Source organism: Oligoflexus tunisiensis (assembly GCF_001748245.1).
GTDB lineage: Bacteria > Bdellovibrionota_B > Oligoflexia > Oligoflexales > Oligoflexaceae > Oligoflexus > Oligoflexus tunisiensis.
The window spans coordinates 1828272-1852541 of sequence record NZ_BDFO01000001.1 but is presented as its reverse complement, the minus strand read 5'-3'; the positions used below and the strand labels follow the sequence as shown (position 1 = coordinate 1852541).

At 52.1% G+C, this 24270-nt stretch carries 19 protein-coding genes; 14 read left to right on the top strand and 5 right to left on the bottom strand.

Features of this window, described 5'->3' with window-relative positions; all coding sequences use genetic code 11:
* The first annotated feature begins 88 nt into the window (after positions 1-88).
* From OLTU_RS08020 to OLTU_RS07975, 11 genes are all read left to right on the top strand, one after another.
* Positions 89-1135: a sulfotransferase family protein gene (locus OLTU_RS08020; protein ID WP_141732237.1), complete on the top strand. Its 1047-nt coding sequence runs from the start codon at positions 89-91 to the stop codon at positions 1133-1135.
* Positions 1135-1977, top strand: coding sequence for a class I SAM-dependent methyltransferase (locus OLTU_RS08015; RefSeq protein WP_141732236.1), 843 nt, complete (start codon positions 1135-1137; stop codon positions 1975-1977). The genes OLTU_RS08020 and OLTU_RS08015 overlap by 1 nt, the downstream gene beginning before the upstream one ends.
* Positions 1978-2284: 307 nt before the next feature.
* Complete coding sequence (locus OLTU_RS08010) at positions 2285-3808, top strand: pectin acetylesterase-family hydrolase (RefSeq protein ID WP_141732235.1); 1524 nt, start codon at positions 2285-2287, stop codon at positions 3806-3808.
* 183 nt (positions 3809-3991) lie between these two features.
* Positions 3992-7231, top strand: coding sequence for a 7TM diverse intracellular signaling domain-containing protein (locus tag OLTU_RS08005; RefSeq protein ID WP_218109911.1), 3240 nt, complete (start codon positions 3992-3994; stop codon positions 7229-7231).
* A 164-nt stretch (positions 7232-7395) separates the two neighbouring features.
* Positions 7396-8238 carry a hypothetical protein gene (locus OLTU_RS08000; protein ID WP_141732233.1) on the top strand — a complete coding sequence of 281 codons (843 nt, stop codon included), beginning with the start codon at positions 7396-7398 and terminating at the stop codon, positions 8236-8238.
* Positions 8238-9161: a hypothetical protein gene (locus OLTU_RS07995; protein WP_141732232.1), complete on the top strand. Its 924-nt coding sequence runs from the start codon at positions 8238-8240 to the stop codon at positions 9159-9161. The genes OLTU_RS08000 and OLTU_RS07995 overlap by 1 nt, the downstream gene beginning before the upstream one ends.
* Positions 9162-9164: 3 nt before the next feature.
* On the top strand, positions 9165-12896 hold the full coding sequence (locus OLTU_RS07990; protein ID WP_141732231.1) for a zinc dependent phospholipase C family protein: 3732 nt from the start codon (positions 9165-9167) through the stop codon (positions 12894-12896).
* A gap of 173 nt (positions 12897-13069) precedes the next feature.
* Complete coding sequence (locus OLTU_RS07985; RefSeq protein ID WP_176736431.1) at positions 13070-13954, top strand: LVIVD repeat-containing protein; 885 nt, start codon at positions 13070-13072, stop codon at positions 13952-13954.
* 3 nt (positions 13955-13957) lie between these two features.
* Positions 13958-14128: a hypothetical protein gene (locus tag OLTU_RS32260; protein ID WP_218109910.1), complete on the top strand. Its 171-nt coding sequence runs from the start codon at positions 13958-13960 to the stop codon at positions 14126-14128.
* Between the two features lie 253 nt (positions 14129-14381).
* Positions 14382-14816 carry a hypothetical protein gene (locus OLTU_RS07980; RefSeq protein ID WP_141732229.1) on the top strand — a complete coding sequence of 145 codons (435 nt, stop codon included), beginning with the start codon at positions 14382-14384 and terminating at the stop codon, positions 14814-14816.
* A 238-nt stretch (positions 14817-15054) separates the two neighbouring features.
* Positions 15055-15951 (top strand): dienelactone hydrolase family protein, encoded by an 897-nt coding sequence (locus OLTU_RS07975; protein WP_141732228.1) that lies wholly within the window; start codon positions 15055-15057, stop codon positions 15949-15951.
* 22 nt (positions 15952-15973) lie between these two features.
* Here OLTU_RS07975 and OLTU_RS07970 read toward each other — a convergent pair whose 3' ends face one another.
* Positions 15974-18244, bottom strand: a complete 2271-nt coding sequence (locus tag OLTU_RS07970; RefSeq protein WP_176736430.1) for a glycoside hydrolase family 9 protein — start codon at positions 18242-18244, stop codon at positions 15974-15976.
* 36 nt (positions 18245-18280) lie between these two features.
* On the opposite strand from OLTU_RS07970, the gene OLTU_RS07965 reads away from it, so the two are divergent.
* Entirely contained in the window at positions 18281-18523 is a 243-nt protein-coding gene (locus OLTU_RS07965; RefSeq protein ID WP_141732226.1) for a hypothetical protein, read from the top strand.
* A gap of 31 nt (positions 18524-18554) precedes the next feature.
* Here OLTU_RS07965 and OLTU_RS07960 read toward each other — a convergent pair whose 3' ends face one another.
* The 3 genes from OLTU_RS07960 to OLTU_RS07950 all read right to left on the bottom strand — a co-directional run bounded on the left by OLTU_RS07960 (position 18555) and on the right by OLTU_RS07950 (position 20514).
* Complete coding sequence (locus OLTU_RS07960; protein ID WP_176736429.1) at positions 18555-19244, bottom strand: SGNH/GDSL hydrolase family protein; 690 nt, start codon at positions 19242-19244, stop codon at positions 18555-18557.
* A 156-nt stretch (positions 19245-19400) separates the two neighbouring features.
* Complete coding sequence (locus OLTU_RS33145) at positions 19401-19574, bottom strand: chemotaxis protein CheW (RefSeq protein ID WP_141732224.1); 174 nt, start codon at positions 19572-19574, stop codon at positions 19401-19403.
* A gap of 10 nt (positions 19575-19584) precedes the next feature.
* Complete coding sequence (locus tag OLTU_RS07950; protein ID WP_218109908.1) at positions 19585-20514, bottom strand: chemotaxis protein CheA; 930 nt, start codon at positions 20512-20514, stop codon at positions 19585-19587.
* 15 nt (positions 20515-20529) lie between these two features.
* On the opposite strand from OLTU_RS07950, the gene OLTU_RS07945 reads away from it, so the two are divergent.
* Together OLTU_RS07945 and OLTU_RS07940 are read left to right on the top strand one after the other, a co-directional pair.
* Positions 20530-21348, top strand: coding sequence for a chemotaxis protein CheW (locus tag OLTU_RS07945; protein WP_218109907.1), 819 nt, complete (start codon positions 20530-20532; stop codon positions 21346-21348).
* A gap of 24 nt (positions 21349-21372) precedes the next feature.
* Complete coding sequence (locus OLTU_RS07940) at positions 21373-23430, top strand: HAMP domain-containing methyl-accepting chemotaxis protein (protein WP_218109906.1); 2058 nt, start codon at positions 21373-21375, stop codon at positions 23428-23430.
* 75 nt (positions 23431-23505) lie between these two features.
* Here the strand turns inward: OLTU_RS07940 and OLTU_RS07935 are convergent, their stop codons facing one another.
* Positions 23506-24231 carry a YebC/PmpR family DNA-binding transcriptional regulator gene (locus OLTU_RS07935; RefSeq protein ID WP_141732220.1) on the bottom strand — a complete coding sequence of 242 codons (726 nt, stop codon included), beginning with the start codon at positions 24229-24231 and terminating at the stop codon, positions 23506-23508.
* Between the last annotated feature and the right edge of the window lie 39 nt (positions 24232-24270).

Sequence of the window (24270 nt, the reverse complement as noted above, 5' to 3'; positions counted from 1 at the left end):
CTCTGTTATGGATATCAGCAACGGTCCCTACTTCTGTCGTTCAGTTAAATTAAACTGCCGCGTGTACGCGGTTTGAAGGAGCACGACGATGCGCGCTACCGAAAAACCACCGATCTTCGTCATAGGCACCGGACGATCGGGAACCACGCTCATGCGCCTGATGCTATGTGCCCATCCACGCATCTATATCAGCCATGAAGCATCATTCTATGTGTGGGATGCCCTCTATGCGCGGGGGCGCAATGCACGAGACTTTCTGCGCTATTACGTCCAGACCTTCTCGTTTCGTTGGCTCGGCATCGACCCGACGGATGTGTTGCGCAGCGTCGACGCGTCCTGTCCGCGGGATAAGGCCCACCAGGCCTTCACGGCGACGATGCGACTTAAGGCGGCTCAATACAATAAACCACGCTGGGGTGATAAAACTCCAAGTCATACAGCTTACCTGCGAAAAATTTTTGCAGACTATCCCGATGCGCGGGTGATTCACATGGTGCGCGATCCGCGCGGCGTGGTGATGAGCCTCTCCCGTATGCCCTGGGCTTCGGACAGCCTTGTCGCCAATTCCCTGTTTTGTGAAACGGCGCGCGCCCAGGTGGAACCGTTCAAGGATCGCGTCATCGAAGTGAAACTGGAAGATCTGTTGGCCGAACCGCGGGCGACCATGCAAACGGTTCTGGATTTTGTCGATGAACCTTGGGACGATGCGGTGCTGAATCATTCCGCGCACCTGCCTGATACGGCGGACATGCCTCCTTTTGAATGGCTGGAAGGGGCCGCGCGGGAACGCAGCGCGCCCAAGGCCCGGTGGCAGGATCTCTCCGCGCTGGATATTCGTCTGATTGAATATCTCAATCGCAAGGGTATGAAAGCCTATGGTTATAAGCGTGCTGTGCTGGACACCGAGCCCAGTCGCGTGGCTATGATCGGGCGCTTTCTGCAAGAGCTGCCGGAAGCCCTGCGTTTTGCGTTCTGCTATGCGCGCCTCGGCTGGCATATTCGGCGTGCAGAAGCGTTTGAGAGTCCTTTGGCAAAACGGCTTCTTGCGGCTCTGAATCCGGCGGCCTTGAAATTTTATCCCGGCGAGATGCCTGATCCGCCTGCCTTGAAACCTGGTTGGGAGTTGAGTGTCTGATGGCAGAGGCAAAAAATCCAGTGCAGGGTGACCTGACCGTAACCGCCCTTTATACGTCCATGACCTGGGTCTGGGGTGGTTTTCGGAACGCTGAACTCCTGCTGACACGTGATGCTAAAATCGTTTTCGCTGTGGCCAATGTTTTTTTGGGTGTGATGAAGGCCTTTCGTTGGCGTCTGCCTTCGCTGCGGCATTCGCTTGTGCAGCGCCATGCACTCATCGATAAGGCTGTCCTGAATGCGAACCCAAGACAGGTTTTGGAATTCGCCGGCGGCCTTTCACAACGGGGAATCGAGATGAGCGCGGATCCAGGCGTGCATTACATCGAGCTTGATTTGCCCGCGATGGTGGAAAAGAAACGCCAGCTCTTGCAGAGAACAGGACAGGGAACTGAAATACTTAAGCGGCGAAACTTTCAATTGCACGCGGGTGATGTGATGACAACGGATTGGGAACAGTGGATTGATCCCGAACAATCCGTGTCGATTGTTGCGGAAGGTCTTTTGATGTACTTTTCCGCAGAGGAGCAGCGCCAGCTCTGGAGGCGCTGTGCCGCGGTGGTGCAACGTCATCCGCAAAGCACGTTTATTTTTGATCTGCTGCCTTTCTGTGAACAACCGCGACCAGGAATCCTTGGCCGGACTCTCGAATTCCTGCTGAAGAGATTTACGCAGGGGCAGTCGTTGATCTTTGATCAACGCACGAGGTTTGATATCGCGGCAGAATTACGGGCGGCAGGCTTCTCACGGGTCGATACACTCGAACCCAGGAGCGTCCCAAAATCCTGGGGTATTCCTTACCTGGGACGTCGTACGCAGATGCTGATCTTTCGCTGCTCTTGATGAGGTGAAGTCTTCTTTGAAACTGTCGGCTCTTGACCGGGTTGATTCACCCAGCCGCACATACACTTCTCACAATCAGCGAGCGGAACCTGCTGCTCGCCGCATGAGCTGATCCATCTCAATTATTTGTCTCTTGTATGACCGACACGCTTAACTGCTATCGGTCATTGTTTGTATGAAGCACAAGGAAACAAGGGCAAGTAAAAATTTTATCAGCTGGACACGTTTGTCGTTTTCACGTATCAACGGTGAAAGTACAAAGACCAGATAACCTGCAAAAATTATGTAAAGAAGCAAAGGAGATGTTATGCTTTTTCGCTCTCGCATTGTCCTTTTTTTAATGTGCGCCTTGGGGCTGCAATCGTCGGCCTGGAGCCAGACGGATGCTCTGGAGCCTGTGACAATCGTTGATATACTCAGCGAACCTGAAAACAATTTGCATCACGAATTGATTCTGTATCTCAACGAGCAGGGCGATATCGAAAAGATCAGCCGCGTAAGCCCGGAAAGCGAGCAGTCTTTCACCCTGGACGATCTTTTAACCCAGGAGATCGTCCTCGCGCAAAGCTCGGGTATCGATGCCGTGCTGATCAGTTGCGCCGACTGTGATCCCGACGTTGGTGGCAGTCTCAATCTGCGCTATATTTATAACGGCATCACCAAGACCTATCAAAATTTCAGCATGCGTATCCAAAGAAGCGGTCGCATCTGGACCCTTTTAACCCAGGATGGAACCCCCATCTATTCGCTGACGTTAAAGGCTCGTAAAGTCTTTGGAGCCACTGTTGGCATCAAAGAAATTGGAGTGAATGAATTCAAACCGAGCAACATGTTTGTGGCGAAACGCTCAACTTTGAAGCCACATAGTTGGAATGAATTACAACCGGGCGGCAATACTGTATGTGCGCGCGGCGACGCCTACAAATTTTATGTCAATCCGGGATCCAGCGATAATCTCATCATCGATTTCGTTGGAGGCGGAGCCTGCTGGGACTATGACACCTGTAACAAGGCCACAGCCACCTTCAATGATTCTCCTGACCTGCGTGACTGGGAAAAACAAGGCTTGGAAGGGATTTACAATCGGAATCTAGCGCAAAACCCTTTCCGTGAATGGAATCACGTCCTCGTTCCCTACTGCACGGGTGACATTCATTGGGGCGATTCGGAAATGACCTATAGCAAGGACGGCAAGTCCTTCACCATTCAACACAGAGGCGCGGTCAATGCCCAGGCTGTCCTTCGCTGGGCTCAACAGGAATTCCCCCATGCGAAGAATATTCTGGTCACCGGCACCTCCGCCGGATCCTATGGTTCCGTATACTGGACGCCACAGATCAAGGAAAGTTTCCCCGAAGCCCGTGTTGCACAGGTGGGCGACAGCGGAGTGGGCGTCATCAGCCAGGACTTCAAGGTCAAAAACTTTCCGAATTGGAATCCCTTCGGACACGCTCCCAAATGGATCCCTGAATTGAATGTTTCCGCCGAGGAATGGATCAAGATGGATCTTTTCGATGTGTATGCTGCCGTGGGGCGCCACTACCCGAATATCAACCTTGGTCAGTACAGCTCGATCGCCGATGACAACCAGGTTTTCTTCTATGAAGTGATGGGTGGCAAGGGTGGAGTCGCCGACTGGCAGAAGGCCATGCTCGCATCACTGCACACAATTCGCGATACGACCCCTAATTTCAACTACTATGTTGGAACGGGATCAGAACACTGCATCCTGTATCAGAAGTTTTTTTACAGCATGAATGTCGCCGGGACGGCCTTTGTTGATTGGCTGTGGCAGGCGGCCAACAGTGAGCAGATCTCTCAGGTGGAATAACCGTCCTCAAGGATTGAGCGTATGCGAGTTTGGTCTCGGAGATAACGGGACCCTACTCGCAGAGCGGCCACTGTCGCCCGGTTCCGAGAATGCCATAAATTCCGTGTTTCGTTTTCTGAAAACGTTGTAGCATAGGAGAAAGCAAAACCGGAGCCCTCCATGCAAAAAGCCCAGTCATGGCCGATGATTATCATTGCTCTGTTCCTTCTATGGACTCACCCATCTTTGGCTTATGAGGCCGATCCCATAGTTCCGAACCGGGATGCCATCGCCACAGGTTACTCGATTGAGAAATCCACCCTATACTTGGAAGATCCCAATCATAGCATTGAAATCGAAGCTCTCCTGAAGCCAGAACAAGGCATCTATCCGTTCAAGCGGGTTGAGAAAGGGCTCACTTTTGGGTACACCCATAGCCGATTCTGGATCCAATGGGAAATTACGAATCCCGATGAAAAGCCCCTCTCTTTGATTCTCGCGCTCACCTACCCTATGCTCGATTATGCCAGCCTTTACACGGTGCATGACGGACAGCTCATCAGTAAACAGAAGGGTGGCGATGTTTTTCCCTATGCCTCCCGACTCATGCCGGGCCGGAACTTCACCTATGCCGTCGAAGTCCCCGCTCGGTCGACCCGGACTTTCTTCATGGAAACATACAGTAGCAGCGCCTTGACTCTGCCTTTGACTCTTTGGGAGAAGGATGCGCTCGTGCGTCACGTGGCACAGGAGCAACTCATCTTTGGCCTCTACTTCGGGGCGCTCGCAGCGCTGTTCTTTTACAACGCATTTATTTACGTCTCGACCGGATATAGCCGAGCCTATGCTGCCTATCTGCTGGTCATGGTATCCAGCATTCTGTTCTACCTGGCCTGGACTGGATTCGGGATGCAGATCTTCTGGGGAAATTCGCAGTTCATGGCTCAACGAGGGTGGCCGTTGGCTGGAAATCTGCTGGCACCCTCCGTATACGCCTTCCAGATTTTCTTTCTCGGCTTAAAACAGGCCATGCCACGCGTCTTTCAGGTCTTGAGAGGGATGATCATCTTTCATGCTCTCGTCTTCATTGCCTGTCTTGGGTTTCCTCTTCACGTCGCTCAAAAACTCGGATTCATGTCGGGCGCCCTGGGATGCGTCGTCGCTTTCACGATCAGCCTTTGGTCAGCCATGCACGGCAACCGGCAGGCGAAATTTTTTCTCATGGCCTGGTCGGTTTTCCTTATATTCATCGCCCTGGGAGCGGCCATCACACTGGTTGATCTGCCCCTCCCCATCGCTCTGTCGACCTATGGAAGTCAGATCGGATCTGCGTTGGAATGCATCGTACTGGCCATGGGTCTGGCCGACCGCATCAATCAATTGCAGAAAACCCGTATTCAGCAGTCACAGAAAATCGCAGAGCAATGGACGCAGATTTCATCGCTCAAAGACCGCCTGGAGTTCCTGCTTCAGTTCACCCGGAAGGTCGCCCGCACACGGTCGGCCACCGAAGCTGCTCAGATCGCTCTGAATCTTGTCGAGAAAGTGATGCCGCAGCTGAGGTTGCATCGGGCTCTCTTCATCGGCGAAGATGAGCAGGCTCAGGCTTTGCAATTGTCCCAGCGATCAGCATTTGAGGTCGAGTCCACCACGGGTCATCCGGTCCCGTTGGTCGCCAGTGATCTGGATAAGGATCATGACAGGACCTGGTGTCTGAAGGTGGAAGGACGGGAAAAGACTGAAGGCTGGCTGGTTCTGGAAGCCGATCAGCCGTTCAGCTGGGCTGATCTTGACAAGGTCACCCTTTCCGGCGTCCTGCAGTCTCTCGCGATGGCGCTTGAAAATATCTCACACTTCACCAATCTTGAGCTTAAGGTGCAGGAGAAAACGCGCGATATCCGCTCTTTGCTGCAAAGCAGTAATCTGGGCATCATGGCGGTCGTTGGACCGAACCTTGTGATTGATCGTGAGTATTCGCCTTTCCTGGAAGACATCCTGGCCGAACGCGATTTGGAAGGGCAGAAGGCGCTTACCTTGCTATTCCGCCACAGCAGTCTCAGTATCGATCTTATAGCCAGGGTTGAGCAAACCATGCTCGCGAGCATGAACGAGGATATTCTGGTTTTCGAGATGAATAGCGGAAACTTTCCTCGCCGCATGCAGCTGACGCTGGCCGATGAGAGACAGCGTTCGATCGACCTCGATTGGGCACCGGTTCAGGATCGATATGGAAAGGTCGCTAAAATCCTGGTGACCTGTCGGGATGTGACCGAAATCGAAGCCGTTCGGATTCATGCGGAGGAGCAGGAAGCCGAACTCCAGATCATTTCGCAGCTGATCCACATCTCAGCGGATCAGTTCCAGCGTTTTTATCACAGCAGCCGTCACTTCCTCGATGAGAACCTCCGACTGATTCGTTCCAACTCGAATTTCGCGACGGAGATCATCAAGGTGCTCTTTATCAATATTCATACGATCAAAGGATCGGCACGAACGCTGGGCCTGACAGATTTGACAGACAAGAGCCACCAGCTAGAAACCGAACTCAGCCTGACCCAGCATGATGAGCAAACCTGGAATCAATCTCGCATGGATAACCTTCATCAGGACCTTGCGCTGATCCTCGATCGATATGCGACAGTTAACAAGGAAAAACTGAATCGGCATGATCATCAGAATAATTATGTCAACATAAGCCGTAAGGAACTCCTGCTTTGGCACCGGGAAATTCAACAGATCCTGCGGGCACTCCCTGTACAGCAGTTTCACGCGGTGCTCAAAAGCCTCGATGAACAGCTTGTGCATCAGCTTTTTGTACCGTTGCCCGCCCTTCTTCTCGAAAATCAGATCCCGCTCGTTAAACTTTCCAAGGATCTGATGAAGGAGGAGCCTCACTTTCACATCATGGGTGCCGAAGGGCTTTTCCTGTCGCTCGAAGCGGCTGAAACATTGCGTAGTTCCCTCGTCCATATCCTGCGTAATGTGATGGATCACGGCATCGAAACAGCGGCTGAGCGGGTCGCAGCAGGAAAATCCTCGAAGGGTACAGTCCAGATCCAGGCGATCCATGGAACGGATGGCCTTCAGCTGATCATTTCCGACGACGGTCGAGGTCTCGCGATCCGCAAGATACGGGAGATAGCGATCATCCAAGGACTGGTGGACGAGCACAAGCCGCTCAGCGCCCTGGAAATCGCGTCCATGATCTTTGAACCTGGTTTCTCAACAGCTTCGAGACTCACTGAAATCTCGGGCCGCGGTGTGGGTCTGGATGCCGTGAAGCAGTATTTGGGCCGCTTGCAAGGGTCGATTGACCTGACGCTCTTGAAAGAAAATCCCTCCATTGTTGAGTTCGTTCCGTTCCATATGAACATCAGGCTGCCAGGAGAAACCTGCTTTTTCATGGAACCCTCTCAGGGGGAAATCCTGGATCATGCGGGTTGATGCGAGTCGGGCACGCTTGAATGATGGCAGTTCTGACATGTGAACGGCCAACTCAAGCATAAATGTGGACCCAGGCCCTAATAAGAAGGCTGACCTGCAATATTTTTGGCTGCCTATGTCCTTCACAAGGTTTGTTCCTCCATACCTTGCTGAAGGAAACGTTCATGAAAAATGTCAAATATTATCCCCTACTTCTCGCGTTAGCCTGCGCCTGTGGCAACCCGGATCAAACGTCCGAGCCCAAGACCATCACCAACGGTCGGGTCACCGGCAATTTTTCCAGCTGGATCACGACCAGCTCGAGCACCAAATTTGAGGACTCCAGGACCTGGGCTTTGGAAGGTGGTATGACATACTTTCCTGAAGTGGCCTGGTCGCCGACCGCGGATATCCTGTGGACCTATGACTCGTCCGCAATTCACGCCACCCGTGGTGAGATCAAGGCGAAAGAATTGCAGAAAGACACAGGACCTTCGGCCATCCTCCTGGCTGACTGGTTCCGCTATCTTCCTATTGAAAGCTTTCCAAGTCCCCTATGGTCCACCTCTGCAGCAGGCAACATAAGCTCAGGTTTCTTCTTAATCGACAATGTCAACTATCTTGACGAGTCAAGAGACCTGCTCGATGAAATCTACTTCAAGACTTTTGTCCGCATGAAAGGGGAAAATTCCACTGGCATCGTGAGCACGAAGATCATCGCTGTTTGCAGCGGCCAGGAGCCCGTCGCCCATGGAAACGAAACGATCCTGATGCCCAAACCTATTTTCACGGAAATCGTGCACGAATCCGATCTTCGTCCACAAACCTTAAAATTGAATGATTGGACCTATTTCAAAGCCGATGTCATCGTCAGAGAGGGCGTCTATCAACCCATGGCTGACCGTTGCCGGCCCGCAGAGGGCGAGCTTGTCGCTTATCTCGATATTCAAGTCTCCAAAACAGGCGCTGGCTCAGCCACGACTCAGTTCATCACGACGGAGATGATCACCGTGGGTGGGGATGAATAATGCTGCGCCTCATCCTCATTTCATGCCTGGCTTTATTTTCAAGCGTGTCCCTGCAGGCGACGCCCCTCTTTGATTCAAGCACTCACTGCGTGAAGGACGGGGGATTCTACTTTGGTTGCGCAAGGCAGAAGCACGTTCTTCCCAGTCTTATGTCCAGCGACAGCTCTTTGAAAATCCTGGGCGATCTGCCTCAGAAGCTGCGCCTCGGCTATCGTTTTTATTGCAGCAACGTGACTGGTTTCGGAGATCTGGATGCCAGACTGCAAATCGGCTCCGAAACGGTCGGTTTGAGTCGCACTCAGGAAGCAAAACAGCAGGAGTTGACTTTGCTGCTCGCACCTGGGTTCACACCAACGCTGGAAGTGGGAACGACCAGGAAATCGACAAGACTGGTGGAAGGGTGCCGTTTCGAACTGACTTCGGCCAATGTCCTCCCCCTCACCAGTACCGTCAGTGCCGTCTTTGATCTTCTGCAATCCAGAAAGCAGATCGCGGAATACCTGACCAGAAATGCGGAAAACACTGATGCCGCCATCAACCGATCCTTGGGCTATATGCAAGGAAGGAAAGCCGAATGGCAAAGTCGAATTGATCGCGCGAACAAGGCCATGACTCTGTATCAGAAAAAGCTGGATGGCCTGGATCCGGGCAGCGAGGATCGCTCCAACTATGAGCTCAAACTGGCTGAACAAGCCAAAGCCAAGGATATTTATGAGGATGAAATGTCCACTTTGAGTCTCGTGCTCGCTGACTTTTCGCCTTTATCCGTGAAAGCATACGCGGATGAGCTGCTCCGCAGTTACAACGCAGAAGCCGACTCCCTCCTTGCTTATCTCGACGGCTTCAAGACCGCGGAGAGCGATGTTGAAATCGAGATCGTCCTTTGCACACTCAACCCAAATCGCCCGTCTTGCGGAGAATGATCCATGATGTTCTTTGGGAATGCATTGAAAAAAATAGGGATTTTTGCGCTCCTGCTGGTGGCAGCGCCAGCCTTTTCCTTTAAAGTCGATACTCATGTTTGGATCGCTCAGCAGGTCATAAACGACTTGCGTTCCAATAATAACCATATTTCCATCCCAACCCGGGATCTTGGAACCTTGATCGGGGAAATCGACGTTGGATCAGCGCAGGACATCATCAACTATCCGGCTTATTTCCGTATGGGAGCGATCGGTCCCGATGCATTCCCGGGCGTTCTTGAAGGGCAGATGATTATTCACCCCGGAGCTGATGACCATCGGTGGGGTACCGGCCAGTGGCTACGACACCTTCTAAGCAAGGCCCAACCGGGTAAAGAGAGGGCCTTTGTCCTCGGCTTCCTATGTCATGCCGCAGCCGATATCTTTGCTCACACTTATGTCAACACATACAGCGGTGGTGAGTTTGACCCTAAAAATGGTTACGAGGAGGAGGAGCGGCACTTTACTTTGGAAGGGTATATCTCCGTTCGCAATCCTAAAATTCTGAATGAAAAAGGTGAATTCCTGGGGGAAGCGTACCAGCTGGTTATGGATGGCAATCAACTCGCAGTGCCTGTCGATTTCGTTTTGAACCATATGCTTTTCGGTGACGAGGCGATATCCCAGTTCCAGGGACAACCATCCAGCATCTTCGGCGCTATGAAAGCGACGAAGGATCAATTGGATGACTTGCTGCGACCTGGCGGCAAGATGGATAAGATGGAAGAGGAAATCATCAGGTTCATCGCGCTTCAGCAAGCTGGTTTGGAACTGAACCGCGATGAAGCCAGGAAGCTCAACGAGCTTCTGAGGGAAGTCCAGTCTTTCAAAGACAAGTCCGCAGAAGGCTTGAAAAAGCTTGTCGAGATAACGTCCAAAACCCTCGGTGAAGCTCAAAAGGTTCAGGGACGTTTCGAGCGAGCCCAGATTGATCTTCTCGAAAAAACCAGCAAGAAGAGCCTTGAGCTTGCACATCACACGATTCAAACGCAAATTAAGATTGTGGATTTGACGCGTCAGCTGGCTGAGGTGGTCGTTGAAGAATGCGTCAACGTCTGCGAAACCAAGGTTGTGGAGGAAAAGACTTGTTCTACCGAAAAACCCTGGGGCTGTCTGAACTGGATTATCAATCATACCACCGTTCTCGTTTTTCCCGCCGAGTGCGCCCAGTGCAAGGCACTGCAGGACAGCGGTATACTGAAGAAAAAGAATCTGCAAAAGCTCCTGGATAAAGAAAAGGAACTTTATAGAAAACTCCAGAATGAATTGGATAAAACCTTTGACGAAATCAAGAAGGCGCATGATGAGCTTATCAACGCACGCCTGGCCACTCTAAAGTTTGCGGAGACACTCCTGATCGAGGCGATCGAACAGGCTCGCATTGCGACCTCCACCAACCCCCTCCGGGAAACCCTGAAGAGCTGGTCGCAAAACATAACCTTGGTCGGTCGCGAATATATCAAGGCCAATGGCCAGGTTATCATAAACACGATCAATCCTGATGCCAGCAGTAAGTTCAAACCTTTGCTGGACTGGGTGGAGTGCCAGCTTCCCAAAGCGGCCGGCATCCCAGGTTTCATCCCCAATGTGGCGTGCGCTACCGAAAGCTATGTATCGCAGATGATGGAATCCATCGAAAAAATCAAAAAATCGGCGCTTTACTCGATTCCTATCGTACGTGATGTCCTGGCCTTCCAGGAAAAGATCGTAAACGACGTCAAGGCCAAGGTTACGGAAGAAGCCTTGAATGAGCTCGGCAAGCTCATCAAGGTGGATGTGAAGCATCTCTATGAAATCCTGGCCAAAAAAGTTGATGACAATGAACTGGACGCCTCGTTTATGAACATGAGCCACAGGCGTACAAAGGGACTCATAGTTTTTGATCGACCTGGACAGCGCATGTCAGATCGCGTGAAAGCTGAAATGCGGCTTACGGAATCCGGCACTTTCAATGACAGGCTTTATACGGTCGTCGCCAATGCGATCCGCTTGAGCAAGTTGTCATTGATGGATGGAAGCCAGTTGCATCGGCTCATACGTACTATGAATCAGGATGCGGATGCTCATCCATCGGATATGCAGGCCTTGAGGATAGCTCTTCCCGGCGCCATTCTTTTGAATGCCATTCGCAGTATTGACGGCAATCACCAGTGGATCCAGTCGGCACCCTCCCTCCCCAAAGTGGAAGGCTGGAAGCGTAACGTCTGTCGTGCGAAACGCTTTGCCATGCAGTTCGGCAAAGTTGAAGAAATCCATTACGAGGGCTGTGAGAAAAGCGGCTATCCGGGGTTCGAGTATCACGAAGCACCACATCACGGCTTCCGTCTCTTCATGAATCCCAGCTTGCGGAATACTATCTTCAATCGCATCTTCACGGAGATCCTCGCACCCGGAATTGAAGCCCCTAAGACTTTGAATCCCAACTTCGATGAGGTTCTACCTTCCGGTTATGAGTACCGTGTCTGCGAGAAGCAGCCATTCCCGACGGGCAATCCCAACGACAGCACCTGTGCGGAGCAGGTCGTTGCACTGCAGTTGAAAACTCTTCATGCTGAACTCAAGATTCCTGCTGAAGTCCTGGAACAGGTCAAGCAAAATGTCTCAAAAGGCACGTATTCTTCCCTCAAACCTCTGTTTGACTATGAAGCGATTCATCATAAGTTCAAGGAAGAAAATGCCCTGAGCGAGAACGAACTTCGGGAGATGAGCAGGAAGAGGGCGGCCTGGCAGCAGGATGCGGCCAGGTTCCGGAGCATGCGGGAGAATGTCGTGGCGATTGCCGAAGATGTCCTGGACGGCTCCGGTGATCTGCGAGGGGCTGAGAACCAATTGATTGATATCCGTAAGGTTCTCCGGAACTCTTATTGTGACGGCAGAATGAGCGGCCATCGTGATATTAAAGCGTTCCATGCTGCCGTATCTGCCAGCTACGGTAAACTTGCCTTCAAAGGCCTGGTGGCAAACATTAAATTCCAGGATTATAATTACTTCGAGGACAAAGCCCACGAGCACGTCCAGCTCATCGAGGATCGTTATGCAACCATGAACAGCATGAATAGTGCTACCCAGGCGGAATTTAATGATCTTTATGTGGATGCTCTGTGCAAGGATGTGGATGTTCTCCTCCTTCACCTCGGCGTTAGCATTGACAATGCTGCGATCGACGATTTGAATCGTGAGCTTGCCGATCTGAAGAAACGCATCGAAGGAGACATATCCTCTCCGGGGACCGTTACGTCAGGCGCAGAGGATATCATTCGACTGGCAAAATCGCAGGTGATCGACGCTCTGCTGTTGGAAAACTACAAGGGCGCTCTGGAATTTTACACGCAGGGCATGGCTGAGCTGGATGAGCTGGAGCGTAGCCTGGCCTCACCCATGGCCAACTATAAAGCTCTTATGGAGGCCATTGCAGCCGCACGGGATACCTTGGCTGAGGTTTATCAGCAACAGCTTGAACCCTCGGCGCTGAAGGCCCGAATCAAGAAAGAGCAGAAGGAATTCGATGACAATGCCGAGCTGATCGAGGGGCTTGCCACACCGGGGTCGACTGCCGCCAAAACCTGGAATGTCCAGGCATCGAAGGAACCAGCTGATGTCACACCGTCTGCGTCCCAGGAAGATCTTGTCCATATCTTGCAGTATTACATTGACTCGAATAAGCTCGCTGACGTCTTGATGAAGGAGATCGGATGATGAAATCAGCCAGATTATGTTTCTGTTTGAGTTCCTTCGGATTGGTCCTAGGGATTCTTGCGGCTTGTAAAACGCCGGCAACTGACAAAGCAGGGGAAAAGGCTCTCAGCCCTTGTGTTACTCAGGTCAAGACTGAACAGGACCTTCTCTGGCTTTCATTCGTGGATAGAGCCGTGACTCGCGTTAATGCGCTGTCCATGGTGGATCCCCTGAATCCCCAGGTCGTCATGTCCATCGATACAGAGTACGAGCTCGAGCCTCGCAATGTCCTGACTATTGGGGATACATTCCATATCTTCAGCGATGGTGCTGTCCTGTCCTACGCTGGAATTCAGAGTCGGAAGCCCACGAAAACCGGAGAACGCCTGTGGTCCCAGCGAATCGATGGGAAGCGGGTTATCGTCCATGACGAGCAGCTCTATATGTCAGGCCTTTACCTGAGCCGTGGCGTGATCGAAAACGGGGCGCTGGAAGTCAAGGCGTCCCTAATGAAAGAGGATTTCACCCAGGAGGGTTCCGAGGACATCGTCGTTACCGACGATTATCTTTATAACATTCGGACATACAGTGGGCTGGAAGTGGTCGATTATAAAAACATGCCCAATCTCACTGTCGTGACCGAGATTGATATGCGCCATGCGCAGCGCATGCTCCGTTCGGGGAACTACCTGTATTTGATCGGTACGAGCCGCCTTGAGTCGGTATCGAACGACGAGGTAGGCCTCCAGATCGTCGATATCTCTCAGCCGGCGGCGCCGCGTTATGTGAAATCCATCCCGATTCCGGGGATGGAGGAGGACATTGTGGAGTGGAATGGAAAGCTCTATGTCGGAGGCACAGGCGCCCTCCACACGTTCGACAAATCAGATCCTGAAAATCCGAGGCTGGTGCACAGTCTGGATCTGACAGGATTAGGCGGCAATTCCCCTGGTATTGATGGTGCTGTCAGCAGCATCACTGTCCGCCCTGATGGGATCGCCTATGTATCCCTCGTCTGCCAAGGTTGGATCATCCTGGACCTCCGCGGAAGTTCCCCTGCCCTGGTAAAAAAGCTCTGAAACATGACCTGGACAAGAGCCGATCGATTCAATGCCGATCGGCTCACTGCCAGCACGGAAGGATTGATTGCGAATTTACGGACATTCGAGGTCGCCATACCCCAACCCAGTGAAAGCCAGGCATCACCCCGTCCCTATCGGTATCACCGGACGTCTGAAAAAACGCTGGGATAGATAGATTTGAAAGTACGATGAACGAAAATATACAGCTAATTCAATTAGTTATAGCCACTTAACGGCTGGCCTCAAACGGAGGCGAGTTTTCGCTATTCAGACATGCCGGGACTGGCCTTTTTTGGCCCAGCTGGGGTGCCCGCAACGTCAGTAAAGAAATCGTTCGCGGCATGGTCGAGAAGCCCTGCAATATTTCTTCCTTGTCCGTATCTCCATGGGGTCATACCGATCCACACCGTGACAAGGAAGAAATATGTCTCTCAATAAATCACTCATACTCTTAATGCTCTTCTTGAATGGCCTGCCACTATTCGCTCAAGAATCTTCCACAGAACTTAAAAGAGTTATTGCGGTACAACAGGCGACCATTACCACATTGAATAAGAATCTCGAAGATGCAGCCACCGCCGCAGCCAATGCTCGTAAGGTAGCTGACGAGGCCTTATCAAAAGCAAATGCTGCAGCCACAGCAGCTGCTAATGCCCAGACATCAGCTAATGCAGCCGCGACGTCTGCTGGACGTTTCTTTACCAGTAGCACAGGTGGCGGCGGCCGTTCCTGTCAAACACAATGCGGTTCGCAGGGCGCGTCGTGTGTCGTGGCTTACGCGGGAAATTGGCCTTTCGAAACATGGACCTGCAATGCCGATCCAGCTGGCAACCTTCTATGCCTATGCGCTCGCACCTAGCCTCTTGCAAACGATCCCTGAAAGGTTGAAACATGAAATCCAGGCTTTGCCTGGTTCATGCCGAAACGAGATCACGGCTGATACGTGACGGGATCGCGCAAGACCCCTCTACCTTGACGCACGACACTCGCCTCATAAGATTACCCAGACTCCAGAATCATCCAAACCCACTCCCGGCTTTTCCGCTTGTGAACCGGGCAGGCCGGTTTTATAACTCAGCATAAAGAGGAGACCAGCCATGACAGAACGCAAAAACTCGCGGGAATATCCACAGGAGCTTTGGAATCTTTTCGACCAGTTCGTGCATGGTGATATCGATAGACGAACCTTTTTTTCGCATGCTCAAAAATTCGCAATTGGTGGGCTTACGATCGCTGCCTTGTGGGAGAGTCTCCGTCCTCATTATGCCTGGGCCATTCAAGTTGAAAAGAATGACAAACGCATTAAAGGTGAAACGGTGACAGTGGATTCTCCCCAGGGAAATGGCAAAATCACGGGTTACCTGGCACGGCCGGCCGAACCAAAATCCGGGAAGCTGCCCGTTGTCCTCGTGGTGCATGAAAACCGCGGTCTGAATCCTTATATTGAAGACGTAACACGACGCTTCGCCGTTGAGGGCTTCATCGCCTATGCTCCTGATGGACTGACAAGCGTCGGAGGCTATCCGGGGGATGAAGACAAAGGCCGTGAGCTCTTCAAGAAAGTCGATGAAGGGAAGATGACGGCGGACTTCGAGGCTGCAGCCCGCTGGTTGAAAGCCCGCTCGGATTCCAATGGGAAACTGGGTGTCGTCGGCTTCTGCTTTGGTGGCAAGATCGCCAATACTCTGGCCGTCCGTATGGGAGCCGATCTCCAGGCTGCTGTGCCGTTCTATGGGTCCCAGCCGGCGAGCCAGGATGTGGCGAAGATCCGAGCGGCCCTCCTGATCCACGATGCCTCGCTCGATGAACGCATCATGAAAGGGTGGCCCGCTTACGAAGAGGCACTCAAGGCGAATAAAGTCGATTACACCCATTATACTTATGAGGGTGCGCAGCACGGCTTCCACAATGATACGACACCCAGGTACGATGAGAAGGCTGCGAAATTGGCTTGGTCGCGCACCGTGGATTTCCTGAAAAAGCATTTGAAATGAACAGGCAGGCAACAGAGCTTGCCTAGTTCGCTACCAGCGGGATAATCGATACCGCCCCGCGTGCCAGGCGATCGATTGTGAATTCATTTTTGACCGTCCAGCTATCGTGATAACGATAGAGAGCCGGATAGGAAGACGAGGCCGGATACTTTTTGTTCTTTCGCGCCTTGTTCCAACTCGTGTCCAGATACCCATCAAAGTCCCCGTTCTGAATATCCGCACTCGGAATCCCGGGCATAATCTCGGCCCAGCCTTGGGGATCGCCGGATTTATAACGCTGCCACTGGTAGAGGCCGATCTCATGAACCATCCAACGAGGCCGGCGCTGCGGATGACCAAGGCCGGTAATGAAAGTGCGACTGAGCGGGTTCGAGCCGAGGAGATAGTTCCAGGTTTTAACGATCACGTCGCGATACTTCGGATCGTGGGTCACACCATAGGCTACCATGGCCGGAAAGGCGATGGCATCGCCGCTGAAATACCAGCCGACATTGTTTTGGACAAAGCGCGGCAGCGGAGCCCCGAAAGGAGCCGCATAGGGTTTTCCACTGTGTCCGAGCGTGGTGTCCCCCCAATCCACCAGAGCATCATAAGCCCGTTTTCTCAAGCCCGGTGAGGCCTTGTCAAGAAGCCCTTCGGAAGCGGTAAACATCGAAACGTAAGCCGCCAGCCAGGGGCCAGTCAGCGACCAGCTCCAACGCTTCACCTTTTTCAGATCCGCGGGCAGGGCTCCCTTAAGCGCGCCTGCATACGACGCGTCCCCTGTTGCCACGAGAAGATTGGTGGCGGCGACGAGCATTTCATCAGCCCATTGCGTTGGTCCCTCCGTCCAGGGATCATACCAGCCGGCGTCCTTAAAATACCCCGCATCCTGGTGATGCTTCTGAAAACCCTGGAACGCACGCTTCGCCGCATTCAGATAGGCTTTGGCCTTTTCTGGTGCATATTTCTGAACGAGAGGCGTGTTATAAGCCATCGCCAGCACGCCGGCTGTGTAAAGAGTTTCCGCGCGATTGGGACCCATGGTCTGATCGTAGAGCTTGCGACTCGGCTTGCCCTCCAGAGGTTGGCCCTGCTCATAGCCTCCGGAACCGTCCTGCTTCTGCGGGCGCAGGTAAAAGGGAACGGTGCCATCCTTCGGCGTGTTCATCACAACCTTGTATAGGAAATCAAGTTCATAAAGGGCCTCATCCAAAAGATCGGGAATCCCATTCCCCGACTCGGGGATCTCCAGGGATTCGCCGAGCGTCTCCACTTCATTCGGAAAGAGTTTCATCGCCATAAGAAGTGAGGCCGAGACATCCGCCGTGTTGTGAGGGTACTTGCCGCGATCACCGGCATCCATGTGGCCGCCGGTGAGGTCCGCCCGCTTCCCTGTGCTCTCGATAATGGCATCATCAAGATGAGCCGCTGGGCGATTCCAATGCGTGACGTCTGCATTCAAACCATGCTGGCCATCCCGCTGGTGCAGGAGGCCACGGATCAGCGTGTAGCCAATTTCATTGTAGGCCGTGGAGCTGATACGGAAAGAGAAGGACGAGCCGACGCCAGGCACGTACAGATGATAATGTCCAGGCTGATGAAAGGAGGTAAAATCCAGCGAATAGACATGACTTCGCGACCAGGGTTCCTGATCCGCCGTGACATCGAGGTGGACTTTGCCCTCGAAGACCGCGCGACCGCTCGCTTCGTCAATAAGGTGAAACTTGCCGGCACCGGAGAAATCCACCGTACCCTGACCGGTCCAGGCCGAAAGATAGGCAATCTTCGACTCCTTCGTGCCATAGGCCACCTGATTCACATGAATCACTTCGTTCGGTTTCGTTCCATCCCAACGAAACTCAAAGGAAGTGCCGACGTTCACGCTCTCATCCACGGCCAGTCTATAGGCTTTCCCTTCTTTCAGAGGACGCGGCAACTTCAGGTAGATCCTATACATGACCTGGATCCTGGCGTTGTCCCCGAACTTTTCATCGTCAGACCAGGGTGCATTTTCCGGCCAATGACGTCGCTGCACGAGCACTGGCGTAACGCCGCTTTTAAAATCACCGTCCTCGCTACTGAAGAGACGATACTTGGAATTCTGAGCCGCCTCGGCCGCGCGATACTCCTTCTCGGGAAGGATCAGTTGGATCCAGTCCTGGTTAACAACCACGACATGGGCACGCGCCTCTTCCGGTGGAACCGGCGGCTGTTCTCGCAAGGGTGATCCGGCCAAGGACGGCCCGGTGGTGACCAGGGGACACAGAGTTATCACGCCGACGCTCAGGAGTTCGAATAGCTTGTTTTTCACAATCTTCTCCCTCAAACTGGATTTCATGGAATTTGTATGAGAATCGACTGGCCAGTCGCGGAACGATGCATCCCTTGCCTTTTAGTTCCCTCGATCGAAGCCGTCAACCTCTTTGTGCTCAAGGAAAAGCTGTCGGCAAAGACCGCCGTTGCCGAAAACGGACAGAAAAGATGGTGGAAGGCAAAGTATGAGACGGAGGATGCTTGGGTAGCGGGCGGACAATTCAAACCTGGACAAGGGTTCGGGCTTGCCTCAGGCCTTGGCCGAAACCAATCCTGAGGCCACTGGAAAAATTGCACCTTCGGAAGACTCAGTCGATGCCATTCGCCTGCATTCTCTCCCAGAGCAGACGAGCCATTTTAATGGAACCGGTACGACTCGGATGAATGCCATCCCAACTTATATTCCCTGCACCTTGCATGGCTTCTCGCGTATCAATGACTTCACAACGAAGCGTGGTGCTTGCACAGATAGCCGGCACACGCGACATGGCATAATCAACGGCCTCCTCCAGGCCTGAAGCAAAGGTGGTTGTGTAATAGTAGCCAAGGAAAAAAACACTTTCGACTCCATCCTCCTCCATTTGAGCGACAAGATCCATTCCTTGACTTATGGCTTTCTCTATCACGCCAATACAGGTTTGATTAAACGCTCGGCAGGCTCCCATGTTGGATAAAACATCGTTGCCTCCACCATTCATAATCACGGTCCGTGCAATGCCAGCCTCTCGCGATTGCTGATACTGGCGGACAATTCCACTCATGACGGCACCGTTGCGTGCATACGAATCGATGTCCTTGGACGAGAGCGATTCAAGCTCGCTGTTGATCACACCATTCAAGGCGAAGATGCTGTCGCCTATAATGATAGTTTCATTGGCGACAAGGTTCTCGCTTGTCTCCAACGCATCGTGATATACGGCCTCAGCGTTTCCCGCATAAGCACGAAAATTAACGAAAGATAGGGCAGCAACAACACTCACTTCTAAAAACAGGCGCATGACTTTGACTCCCTCCATAGCAATGGGGAATGAGAAATCTAACATTCGTGAATGGGACGATCGTCTTGCTTCTAATACTTCGCGTTTGTAGGCTTAACTCAATTTACCTTTTATCACCCTGATCCAAATGGGTCGGCAGGAGGGAAGACCTTGAGTTCAGATGAATCCAGGTGTTCTTATCAGCAGCGTGGGGCCTGCAAGCGACCCCACCGTGCTGCCTATGGGCTTCCATACCACCTGGGTCTTACCCAATACCCGATCAACCTGCAGAGCCACCTTCCTGCCAAAAGCCTCGATCAGAATAACTAAACCTTGAGCGTCCTGCTCCATGCCCACATAATCACCCAAACGTATAAAGGCATAGTGGACGTCCTTGATCCGCGTCAGTTGATAGCCGTGTTCCCAGACCTGGCGTTGATTTGATCTCTATGCGTCCGCTGATGGCCATGATATTGGCTTTCACCACGTCCAGCCCCACACCACGCCCACTGACATCGGTGACTTTGTCTGCCGTGGAAAAACCAGGCGAGAACAGAAAGTTATGAATGTCATGATCCGTCAGGACCTCAGTGTTCGCATCAGGATCGAGCAATTTGCGATCGATGGCTCTCCTGATAACAGCCTGCCTGTCAATTCCATGACCATCATCAGCGACCTCGATCAAGACGGATTCGCCTTTGCGAAACGCTTTCAGTGAGATGGTTCCTTCCGGACACTTGTTGGCCGCCTTTCGCTTTTCCGAACTCTCAATGCCATGATCCACAGCATTGCGGCAGAGATGCATGAGCGGATCGGCAATTCGCTCATCCATTGAACGCAAGGAGATCATGTGCATGGACAGGATGCGCTCATGAAGTTCCCTCACGTTCTTATCCAACTGAGCGATCAAGGTGCGGAGCCTTGGATCCAAAGATCTGCGGCTGAGACTCGCTTCGATCTGGCTTTTGATAACAACCAGTTCACCAACCATATCCATCACGGCATTGACGCGAGCCGAATCTATTTTTATCGCTAAATTTGCTGGCTTTGCGGAGCTGCTTCCCATGGTCGTTGACTGCATAGATTTGCGCAGTTCGGGGCCGCTTTCAGCGTCACTGCGGATCTGCCGTAACGCTGTGAGCATACATGAGGACGAGCCCTTCACTGTATGATAGACGCGAAAAATATCAGCCAAGGCTTCAACCCGTCGATCGGCCTGCTCCAGGCTCATCAAGGGCTCTTCACACGCTTCCAACAAAGATGAAGCTTCTTCCACAAATGTTTGGCGCAAGTACGCTGCATCATCATGTTCATTGCTTTGGTTCAGCCCTTGCCCGGCCACCATGATGTCTCCACACTGCAATCGCGTCTCATGGCTACCTCGGTTCCTCTTTCGATTTCTTTAGCTGATTTGTTCATTAACATCACATCGCACGCGACTCATCGACATCATGCGTCCATAGTAAACAACACGCATACAATTCGTTTCAAAAAAAACAGACGCGTGCTGTTAATAAAAATCGAAGCGCGTCCGAGAGGTCCCATGGTTGGTGATACGTTGTGCCTTTATGGAGGAGAGAGCATGCAACAAGATCCGGATCAGCCGGAGGGCAAAGACGAGAAGAGGACTTTTTCCGCGCAAAAGTCCTTGGGACAGAAGTATTTGGGGTTTCGTCTTGATGACGAGATCTTTGGTTTCGAACTCCTGTCAGTTCGTGAAATCATACGGATGACCGACATTACACATATACCCAGGTCACCGGCCTTCATACGAGGCATTATCAATCTACGCGGAAAAATTATACCTGTCGTCGATCTGCGCAAGAAATTCTGCCTGCCTGCCCGTGACGATACCGACGTGACCTGCATCATCGTCGTCGATATCGGCAATATCGAGACAGGTGTGGTGGTTGATCGTGTGGCTCAGGTTCTTTCTTTTGAAAGCAACGATATAGAAGAGTCGCCTTGCTTTAGCGGCAAACATGAAACTGACTATATTCTAGGCATTGGCAAACGTGACAACAAAGTCGTCGTTCTGCTGGACGTCGCCAAAATAATGGCAGCCGATGAAATTGATGAGTTGGTGAATCACGTCAAAGGCATGCAATCCAAAACTGGAACATGAAAAAGGAAAATTCCCGTGAGAAATATGAGTTTAGGCGCAAAATTGTATCTGGTTATCGGCATTCTATCCATCGTCACGCTGATGGTTGGATCCCTGGGTTTAATTAAACTTTCTGATATGAATGATCGTCTCACCGAAGTCATAGAGAAGACGGCACGCCGCGTCGAGCTTGCTCGCATCATGAATCAGGAACTGACCGCGATTCATCGTGCTGAAAAAAACGTCATGCTCTCCGAATCCGAGGAGCAAATGCAACGCTGGGTAACAAGGGCCAAGGAGATTCGCGAAAGCCTTGCGCGAAGAGAAGATGAAATGAAGCGTTTGGTTTCGGAAGTAGGTCGGCGGCAACTCGAGAATTTCGATAAGAAATTTGCTGAGTTTGTTACCGTTCACGAGAAGGTCTTGGAGCTGGCCCAAGCCAATTCCAATATCAAGGCCCGCGACATGTCATCTTCGGCTGGCCGCGAGGCGTTTCGTCGTTCCGAAAGGGTGCTTCGTGACTACATCAAGATCGCTAAAGGCGACCAGGCCCTTCTCGCGACCGATATCCTCGCGGACGCTTTCGCCCTTCGTCAGGGGGAGAAAAATATCATCCTTGAGACGACGATGGAACGCATTGAGCATTTTGAAGCCGAGACGGATCGACTCGCTAATGTCATTGAACAAAAGCTCAAGCAGCTCAACAGCGGTATTACGGGAGAAGAGCGCCGCCTCGTCGAGGAATTTGAGCGCGATTGGGCCGGGTTCATCAAAGTTCAGCAAGGGGTTCGAAAACTATCGCGGGAAAATACCAATTCCAAAGCCTTTACCTTATCCGTAGGACAAGGACGCCAGGCGATAGACGCTGCAGAAGCTGCCCTCATAGAGATTATTGATAGGAACCGCGAGATGATGAAGAATGTCAAGGCAGAGGCCAGGCAGAACTTTGACTCTGCATTCCTGCTGATGGTCTTGATGAGTGTGGCTGGCATTCTTTTTGGCCTTGTTTTTGGCTACCTCGTGGTCCAGGGTGTGACCAAAGTTCTGAAGCAGGTATTCGGAGGGCTGAGAAAGTGCAGCACAGAGGAGCTGGAAGGAGCCAGCGCCACCCTGCGTTCCATCATGAACAGTCTGAGCGACGGATCCCAGCAGGTGTCGTCGGCTTCGACCCAGGTATCGAACGCCTCACAAGCCTTGGCGGAAGGTGCCAATGAGCAGGCCTCTTCACTCGAAGAAACCTCAAGTTCCTTGGAAGAAATGGCTTCGATGACGCAGCAAAATAACAACAATGCCCAGGAAGTGAATAGCCTCATGATGAAGTCGGGCGAACTCATCAACCAGTGTCAGGAATCGATGAATCGCCTGGTCAAAGCCATCGAAGAGATCAAAAGCTCTTCGGATGAAACAGCCAAGATTGTCAAGACTATCGATGAAATTGCGTTCCAAACCAATCTTTTGGCCCTCAATGCGGCCGTGGAAGCAGCGCGTGCCGGTGATGCAGGCCGCGGGTTCGCGGTGGTCGCGGATGAGGTTGGAAACCTGGCGCAAAGGGCCAGTGAGGCTGCTCGCAATACCGGAACGCTGATCGAACAGTCGGTAAAAAATTCCGAACGCGGTGTGGGTGTGGCCCAGGATACCGCGAAAGCCCTGGAAACTGTTATCAGCAGTTCGCAAAAAGTCGCCGGGCTGATCGCCGAAATTGCGGCATCCAGCAAAGAGCAGAGTCAGGGTATTGGCCAGATCAACCAGGCTGTCGCCCAGCTCGATTCCGTCACGCAGCAGAATTCCTCGGCAGCCGAGGAATCGGCAGCGGCCTCGGAAGAACTCAACGCCCAGGCGGATCAGCTTCTGCAGTTGGTACGCAATCTTGAAGCTTTGGTGGGAGTAGCCCAGGCTGCTGGCACGGCCGAATCTGTCACGCGTCCCGTCCAACATGCTATGGCCCGTCCTGCAGCGCAGAAAAAAGTTCTGAACTTCAATGGTGACCGCCGCATGAAACCTGCGATGGGACAGAAGTCCGATCTTAAGCGGAACATGGATCGTGAAGCAGAGAAAAAACTACCATTGGATTCCAATGATGAGAAAGAAGTTATTGGTTTCTAATTAATTCCATCTTCCAGTTGCGGGCTTCTGCCCGCAGCCTTTAAACGGGTCCACCTAGCCAATCACAGAGCCTCTCTAATCCTCTTTATCCAGAAGATTGTGATACACAGTGACGACATCGTCATCTTCTGAAAGAACATCAATAAGATTTTCCAGTTTTACCAGCGCACTTTCATCGGTGAGTTCTTTTTTGGTGAGAGGAATTCTAACGAGAGAGGCTTCGTCAGGAGTGATGCCCAGCTGCATGAGCTTATCCTGAATGGAACCAAATTCTGACATATGACCGGAGACTTCGTAATGATCATCGATAAGTTCGATTTCTTCCGCTCCGCCATCAATCATCGCCAGTGTAAAGTCATCTTCAGAACGAACCGCTTCTTTCGGGATGACGAATAAAGCAATACGGCTGAACACAAACTCCAGTGAGCCCGTGGTTCCGAGCGAGCCGTCATATTTGCGGAAATAGCTGCGCACATTGCCGACTGTCCGCGTTGGATTATCCGTTGATGTTTCAACAAATATGGCCACACCACCCGGTCCATAGCCCTCATAGCAGACGTCTTCAAAGCCTACGCCATCGGAACCTTGTCCTTTTTTTATCGCTTTCTCGATATTCTCTTTGGGAACATTCAGTTTTTTGGCGCGCTCGACCGCGACTCGAAGCAGAAAATTGTTGGCGAGATCCCCACTTCCACCCTTGGATGCCTTAAAAACATCTTTGAGGGCTCGAGTGAAAATTTGTCCCCGAGCCTTATCAGCAGCACCCTTGCGCACGGCTATTTTAGCAGACTTTCTTCCCATATCTTCCTACCTGGTTATCATGGCCTCTTTGACCTGATG

Coding starts and splice junctions, on each gene's coding strand:
- OLTU_RS08020 (WP_141732237.1), top strand. CDS start 89: ATGCGCGCTACCGAAAAACCACCGATCTTCGTCATAGGCACCGGACGA.
- OLTU_RS08015 (WP_141732236.1), top strand. CDS start 1,135: ATGGCAGAGGCAAAAAATCCAGTGCAGGGTGACCTGACCGTAACCGCC.
- OLTU_RS08010 (WP_141732235.1), top strand. CDS start 2,285: ATGCTTTTTCGCTCTCGCATTGTCCTTTTTTTAATGTGCGCCTTGGGG.
- OLTU_RS08005 (WP_218109911.1), top strand. CDS start 3,992: ATGATTATCATTGCTCTGTTCCTTCTATGGACTCACCCATCTTTGGCT.
- OLTU_RS08000 (WP_141732233.1), top strand. CDS start 7,396: ATGAAAAATGTCAAATATTATCCCCTACTTCTCGCGTTAGCCTGCGCC.
- OLTU_RS07995 (WP_141732232.1), top strand. CDS start 8,238: ATGCTGCGCCTCATCCTCATTTCATGCCTGGCTTTATTTTCAAGCGTG.
- OLTU_RS07990 (WP_141732231.1), top strand. CDS start 9,165: ATGATGTTCTTTGGGAATGCATTGAAAAAAATAGGGATTTTTGCGCTC.
- OLTU_RS32260 (WP_218109910.1), top strand. CDS start 13,958: ATGACCTGGACAAGAGCCGATCGATTCAATGCCGATCGGCTCACTGCC.
- OLTU_RS07980 (WP_141732229.1), top strand. CDS start 14,382: ATGTCTCTCAATAAATCACTCATACTCTTAATGCTCTTCTTGAATGGC.
- OLTU_RS07975 (WP_141732228.1), top strand. CDS start 15,055: ATGACAGAACGCAAAAACTCGCGGGAATATCCACAGGAGCTTTGGAAT.
- OLTU_RS07965 (WP_141732226.1), top strand. CDS start 18,281: ATGAGAATCGACTGGCCAGTCGCGGAACGATGCATCCCTTGCCTTTTA.
- OLTU_RS07960 (WP_176736429.1), bottom strand. CDS start 19,244: ATGCGCCTGTTTTTAGAAGTGAGTGTTGTTGCTGCCCTATCTTTCGTT.
- OLTU_RS33145 (WP_141732224.1), bottom strand. CDS start 19,574: ATGGAGCAGGACGCTCAAGGTTTAGTTATTCTGATCGAGGCTTTTGGC.
- OLTU_RS07945 (WP_218109907.1), top strand. CDS start 20,530: ATGTTCATTGCTTTGGTTCAGCCCTTGCCCGGCCACCATGATGTCTCC.
- OLTU_RS07940 (WP_218109906.1), top strand. CDS start 21,373: ATGAGTTTAGGCGCAAAATTGTATCTGGTTATCGGCATTCTATCCATC.
- OLTU_RS07935 (WP_141732220.1), bottom strand. CDS start 24,231: ATGGGAAGAAAGTCTGCTAAAATAGCCGTGCGCAAGGGTGCTGCTGAT.